4 protein-coding genes, 1 other RNA gene and 1 pseudogene are annotated in these 6,441 nt (G+C 41.0%); 3 read left to right on the top strand and 3 right to left on the bottom strand.

Annotated elements, in window-relative coordinates; all coding sequences use genetic code 11:
- Positions 1–13 precede the first annotated feature (13 nt).
- Positions 14–907, bottom strand: coding sequence for a GGDEF domain-containing protein (locus J8L97_RS02615; protein WP_210995530.1), 894 nt, complete (start codon positions 905–907; stop codon positions 14–16).
- A 143-nt stretch (positions 908–1,050) separates the two neighbouring features.
- Here J8L97_RS02615 and J8L97_RS02620 point away from each other — a divergent pair, with 143 nt between their 5' ends.
- Positions 1,051–3,024 (top strand): monovalent cation:proton antiporter family protein, encoded by a 1,974-nt coding sequence (locus J8L97_RS02620; protein ID WP_211047754.1) that lies wholly within the window; start codon positions 1,051–1,053, stop codon positions 3,022–3,024.
- A gap of 7 nt (positions 3,025–3,031) precedes the next feature.
- Here the strand turns inward: J8L97_RS02620 and J8L97_RS02625 are convergent, their stop codons facing one another.
- Positions 3,032–4,183, bottom strand: a complete 1,152-nt coding sequence (locus tag J8L97_RS02625) for a patatin-like phospholipase family protein (RefSeq protein ID WP_211047755.1) — start codon at positions 4,181–4,183, stop codon at positions 3,032–3,034.
- Positions 4,184–4,334: 151 nt separating this feature from the next.
- Here J8L97_RS02625 and J8L97_RS02630 point away from each other — a divergent pair, with 151 nt between their 5' ends.
- Both J8L97_RS02630 and ffs read left to right on the top strand, forming a co-directional pair.
- Positions 4,335–5,273 carry a DUF3014 domain-containing protein gene (locus J8L97_RS02630; RefSeq protein ID WP_211047756.1) on the top strand — a complete coding sequence of 313 codons (939 nt, stop codon included), beginning with the start codon at positions 4,335–4,337 and terminating at the stop codon, positions 5,271–5,273.
- A gap of 122 nt (positions 5,274–5,395) precedes the next feature.
- Positions 5,396–5,492: signal recognition particle sRNA small type (gene ffs, locus J8L97_RS02635), an RNA gene on the top strand.
- A gap of 268 nt (positions 5,493–5,760) precedes the next feature.
- Here ffs and J8L97_RS02640 read toward each other — a convergent pair.
- Positions 5,761–6,441 (bottom strand): annotated as a pseudogene (locus J8L97_RS02640) (DNA replication protein); the annotation flags it as partial.

Consider the following 6,441-nt stretch of genomic DNA (forward strand, 5'->3'; position numbering starts at 1 on the left):
GAGCCAGTGATTATCAAACTGCGCGAGCGCAGTTTCGTCCCGCCGCTTTTGCTTTGTATAAACCTTTATCAGCGCGTGAAAATATTACGTTTTCACAATCATGGCTTGCAGCCAGTGTAAATCCAATACTGGTTGTTACACCAAAATTTGCTAACAGACCACACCGTTGCACTGTTGCCATAATACGCTCTGCGATTAATTTATTAGTAGGAAATTCAGGGTCATCAATTAACACCGCAAATTCATCCCCACCAAATCGATACACGCTGTCAGTTGCTCTAATTGACTGCTTTAAAATATTGGCAAACTCAATGAGTACATCATCACCGGCTTTGTGCCCATGTATATCATTGACTGCTTTAAAGTTATCTAAATCTAATATCATTAAACTAAAACTACGGTGGTGGCGCCGGCTACGCTCTAACTTTTGTGCAAGATTGTCATTAAATTGACTGCGGTTGTTGAGCCCTGTTAGTGAATCTTTAGTTGCTAGCTGTAAAACTCGGCTGTACATCAGTGCATTGCGAAGTGGGTAAAGTAGAGCACTGTGTAAATGACGCAATTTGTTCTGAATACTACTGCTTAATTGATACTGGCAAAAGTAAACGAGTTGCCCTAAGTGCTCACCATTAAGCTCAAGATCAAAAGTATAAGGTGTATATTGATTGTCACTATCTTTCATTTGCGCCACGCCTAAGGAGGAGTGGAACTGTAGGCCAGATAATTTAATAATACGTTTTGCATAGTCGGCAAACAACGTAAGCTGCTCGTCGAGCTGTAATGTTGTTTGTAACTGCTCAACTAAGCGATGAGTTGGCTCTGGCTGACTCGTGAATTGCTCGTTACTAAACGGCAAATAGTCGCCACGCGTGGGCATTCGCTGAGTCAAAATATGGACATTCTCCATTTATAATTCCCCTAAATACAATGATGGGGAATATAAAGCTAAATTCGTGCCATAAATTTAAACTGGCTGAAAAACAGCTGCTTGCTATAGTTAATGAAAGCTTGTTCATTTAATTAGCAACTTTTTGACGCTCAGGAGGCTGTTTGCAGACTATATTTGCCGAAGTGTTTGCGCTATTACTTGCCGCTGTAATTTTAGTGTGGTTGTTTAAACGCGTTGGTTTACCTGCAATCTTAGCCTATTTAGTGACAGGTATTCTTGCTGGCAGCCATGGTATTGGCTGGATGACGATTAGCTATGAAATGCACTTTATAGCTGAACTTGGCATTGTGTTTTTATTATTTAGCCTTGGGCTAGAGTTTTCAGTTCCTAGATTAATGGCAATGCGTCATTTGGTGTTCGGGTTAGGTAGTTTACAGGTTGTATTGACCACGTTATTAGGTACTGTACTATTGTGGTTTTTGCAATTTAATTGGCTTGAAGCATTTGTTATTGCAAATTTAGTCGCGCTCTCGTCAACGGCAGTTGTTGTAAAGTTATTGAAAGAATCCGGTTCACTTAATTTACGCAGTGGCCAGCTCGCAATTGGTGTGTTGCTGTTTCAAGACATTGCCGTAGTTCCGTTGCTTATTGCTTTTCCTTTAATTGCGCAATCTGACAATCAAGTACTCGTCGGTGCTTTGAGCCTTGCATTGGCCAAGGGCGCCCTAGTATGTGTGTTTTTATGGGCTGTGGGTAAGTGGTTACTACCTAAAATATTCAATGAAGTAGCGTTAGTTAGAACCGATGAGCTATTTGTGCTAACCACATTGGTTGTCGCATTGTGTGCGGGTGGATTAACTTACTTGTTTGGTTTATCGATGGCTTTGGGCGCTTTTTTAGCTGGAATGATGTTAGGTGAAAGCCAATACCGGCATCAATTAGAAGCTGAGATACGACCGTTTCGCGATATCTTGATGGGGTTATTCTTTGTCACCGTCGGTATGCAGCTTGATATACCTTATGTTGTGTCTTCATTTTTATACATTGTACTTGCATTAGGCGCATTGCTATTTTTTAAGCTGTTGATCATTATGGTTTCTGCGCAATTGATGGGAGAACGTAAGAAGGATGCTATTGCAACCGGTATTTTATTATGGCAAATGGGCGAGTTTGGTTTTGTACTGGTGGCGCTGGCCAGCAAACACCAACTTTTAGATGCCAATATTGCCTCCTTCTTAATTGCCTTAGGGGTGCTTTCAATGGCGTTGACGCCGTACTTAATTGAACAAACTGAGCGCATTCTCAGTTGGTTTAAATTAGACAAAGAGCGCTTCTCAGGTGACTTTCATCATGGCTTAGAGGCCGACGCGTTAAATGATCATGTTGTGATCCTTGGTTACGGGCGAGTAGGGCAAACGATCACCCGGTTTTTGAAGCCTGAAGCCATTCCTTATGTTGCAATAGAGCGCAATCCAATACTGGTGCAAGAAGCGCAAACAGCGGGCGAACCCGTATTGTTTGGCCACGCAGGACAAAAAGCCATATTAGAGTCGGCGAGTGCAGATAAAGCACGGTTGTTGATCATTACTTGTGGTGATTTTGAGCAATGTCAAAAGCTCATAGACTCAGTAAAGCAAGCCGCACCTGAGGTAAAGATTTTAGTACGCATGAGAGACGACATTCATTTAGAAGCGTTAAAGCAGCTAGGGGTGACAGAAGTGGTACCTGAAGCGCTAGAGGCAAGCTTAATGCTGGTATCACATGTGTTGTATATGTCGGGTGTGCCGATGCGCCGGATTTTAAAGCGGGTAAGCAAAGAGCGACAAAATAGGTATGAGTACTTGCATGGTTTTTTTGCGGGTGACAGTGCTGACTTATCAGAGCACTCGACCGATAGGCTTGAGTATCTTCATGCTATCGCTTTACCTGAATCGGCCTATGCTGTGAATAAAACCATTAAAGAGTTGGCCTTGGATAAGCAAAGAGTTGTGATCACCGCATTGCGTCGCAATGGTGAAGAGATAGACTCGCCCGTTGAGGAAACAATGTTATTGGTTAACGATATCTTATTGTTAAAAGGCAAACCAAGACGAGTTGAACGGGCAGAGCAATATTTACTTGAGGGCTTGGCATAAGTGCACTTTATTTTTTATCTAAGTGTAAAAACGCTCTGATCTTGTCAAGCTGAGCCATACCATCGTTAAAACCGATTTCCATTAGCTTCTGTGTATAGGCTTTTTCAAATAATAAATAACTGGTTAAACTTGATTGAGAATGCCTTTTTATACCAATTCCACGCAATAGTAGTTTTATTGCCATAGGCATATCATCATAGTACTCTGAAGCTAACGTAGTAAAGTTTTCAGACGGGTTGACTAATAGCGTAGACACTTGTTTTAACTCTTTATGTTTATCTCGTGCTGGTAGTAACCCCACGGTACGATTAACCCGTTCAAGCCGTTCTAAATCAGACTGTAATGTGTCGCTGAAAACACTATCAAGTAAATGCCCTGCAACGGTAGACATACCAGGGAAGTGCGGCTCGTAGCCCAGAGGTTGATGCGGCTTTGGCTGTTCAACACCAATAATGAATATTTTTTCTGCACCTAAATGAATCGATGGACTTAGTGGTGAAAGCTGGTGGATTGATCCATCGCCGTAATAATGATGTTTTACTCGAACACTGGGAAACACCATAGGAATAGCACTGGATGCCATGAGCAAATCAAGCGTAATATTATCAGCAACTCCTTCTCGTTTTGAGCGTTGCCATGGTTGAACATTATTCGCTTGATAAAATGCCACTGATTTTCCGGTAGAATAGCTAGATACGGTAATGGACACCGCTTCTAAATAATGTCTATGTAAGTTTCGGTCAATACGAGATAAATCTAATACCTCACTGAGCAGCGTACGTAGCGGAGTGTTATCGAGTAAGCTGGCTGGAGGCAAGTTTAAAAATTCAGCTTTAAAGCTGCGCATGATATTAGAGAATATTCTGCCGTAAACGCCACTAAAATTACTCTTATAAACCATGTGCGTATGAAAGTTCTTCCAAACCCACTCTATTTTACGCACGGCCAAATGCATACATGAAGCATAACAGGCTAAAGCGGCAGAATTGATGGCTCCTGCTGACGTGCCATTGATGATTTGAAAAGGTAATGGCGCTGTGCGAGGCATACTTTGCGCGAGCGCTTTTAGTACGCCGACCTGGTATGCAGCTCGGGCACCGCCCCCGGTGAGTAACAGAGCAACCTTTGGTTTATCTGAATTGCGTTGCTTTATACTCATAAATCCCCTTTAATAGAATGAACTTTTTGGTACAAACGTCGTCAGTAATGTATGGCTGTACTCTTGCAAGTAAAGTTTGTTACCTTTACTTTATGTTTTTATTTTAAAATATTCAAAGAATATTGTTTTTAAACCAATTAATGGAGCTGCTATGTCAGAACATTCCTCCCCATCAAAGCCTTCTCAAAGCCAAATGTTGCTTGCGGCGATCGCTGCTATGGCCCTTATTGTGGTGGCGGTTTTTGTGTTATCGATGAAAAAAGATAATCCGAAGGAAAATAAAAAGTTTGAGCAAGATGTCGTAGTACCCGCAGCACAAGTCTCACAGCTGAATACGGCAGGTTTAAAACCAGAACAAGCAGAGCCTAGTGCAGAGCCTAGTGCAGAGCAAACAGTGAATGCGTCAAATAGTGAAAACACGGCATCTCAACAGCAAGCGAATACCACGATTAATACGCAGCCGACCCAAGTGCAGCCAGAGCCGGTTGCAAACGTTAACATTGCAGCGCCAGCGCCTTTGAAGCTGGACGATAGCGATAATGCGGTACGCAATCGTATTGCAGAATACATGGCAGAAAAGTCGGTTGAGTTGTTTGTATCAGATGACATGATCAGACGCATGGTGGTATTTGTTGATAATACCGCCAAAGGGACCATCGCGAAAAAGCACATGCCAGTAAATCGTCCAGCAGAGGCGTTCATGGCGTTAGAAGACGATATCATAGTGACAGACCCTAATAGTTATGAGCGTTATACCCCATATGCCACCATGTTTGCTAATCTAAGTACTGCACAAATTGTACGCTTATATCAGCAATTTCAACCTCTTATTGTAGAGGCCTACGAAGAGATTGGTTACGAAGGTGATGAATTTAACGGTGTGCTGGTACAAGCCATTGAAGAGCTATTAGACACCCCAGTGCCTGAAACGACCTTACCCTTGATCAAAAACTCAGTAACTTATCGCTATGCGTATCCTGAATGGGAGCAGCTAAGTGATGTACAAAAGCAGTTTTTACGTATGGGGCCAAATAATATGAAAAAGGTAAAACAGCGCTTAGTGACCTTGCAAAAGCAGTTAGCTGAGTAAATTACTACGACCAATTGTTTGATGTTTAAGCAGTTGGTCGTAATTAATGAGTTTTTCCTTGTAACTGATAACAATTCTAGAGATAATTACCCCGCGCCCAACAAGGCCCACTATGGTGGTCTTATTGGTCCTCTCGCAACAATAGCATGTGAACCTGGTCAGGCCCGGAAGGGAGCAGCCACAGCGTGTGACTTGTGTGCCGAGATGTGGCTGGTAAGACTACCACCCAATATCCTCGTTTTTGAATTTTGTAGTCTAAGTTTGCATAAAGCGACAAAACTACCTCAATGACTTAGCTTTATGATTGAAGTATAACTTGGCATAAAAGTGACGCACTTTTTAGTAATCTTTTCAAAGTCCCCTTAGTGCCAGAAGCGGACCATTAACATAACTCGTTACTGCTTCAAAACAAGCTACTCAACAAATCATATTTAGTAATATTTGCTGAATTTTAAAACAAGTCCTAAACACCGTATAATGCGTTGGTTTAATGCCTACTTTCCAAGAAGTCACGTTTCTTCTCAGAATCAATATACTTTAATTTATATTCTATGCGTTTTTCGATATTTGAACGATGTTCTAATAAATCAACTGAATTTAACAAAGGTAATAGAGTGATAAGGTAATTCTTTTCTTTTTCCAATGTGGGGACTAGGCTTCCTGACCAGCTTCTACTCGTTGACTCACATTCAAGCTTTTTAAAATCATCAATTTTTTTATTGTATTGTAGGAAGATACCTAACAATTCACGCCTAAAGCTCTGTCCCATACAATTTGCAGCTTTGAATATAAAACAAATATAACCAATATCATCAATGTTATTCCGAACTGTATGTTTAATAAAACCCTGCTTTTTGAGCATTAATTCGTCAGGCTCAGCTCTCCCTTTTTCCTTTGAAAATAGTTTAGTAAAAATATTACCTCCAAAATCGTAAGAGCTTTGCTCTTTGATGTATACATATTTACCATATTGCTCTACTGCATCTAAGTAATTATCTCTTTCCCATAAAAAAGTTAATTCAGGCATGCTTGTGTTTTCATCAGGGAAGCGTTCTTTTTCATAAATACAGTCAACTATTTTATTGATAAAACTTGAATTTTTCTCGGTCAGTTGGGCCAAAGCTTCACCTTGATAATCACAATACCTCTCATTTTTCAATGCTGCTAA

It is taken from the genome of Pseudoalteromonas sp. MMG012 (genome assembly GCF_018100875.1).
Taxonomy (GTDB): domain Bacteria; phylum Pseudomonadota; class Gammaproteobacteria; order Enterobacterales; family Alteromonadaceae; genus Pseudoalteromonas; species Pseudoalteromonas aurantia.

What these genes read in the sequence shown, in the direction of transcription:
- J8L97_RS02615 (WP_210995530.1), bottom strand. Translation starts at nt 907, where the DNA reads ATGGAGAATGTCCATATTTTGACTCAGCGAATGCCCACGCGTGGCGAC.
- J8L97_RS02625 (WP_211047755.1), bottom strand. Translation starts at nt 4,183, where the DNA reads ATGAGTATAAAGCAACGCAATTCAGATAAACCAAAGGTTGCTCTGTTA.
- J8L97_RS02630 (WP_211047756.1), top strand. Translation starts at nt 4,335, where the DNA reads ATGTCAGAACATTCCTCCCCATCAAAGCCTTCTCAAAGCCAAATGTTG.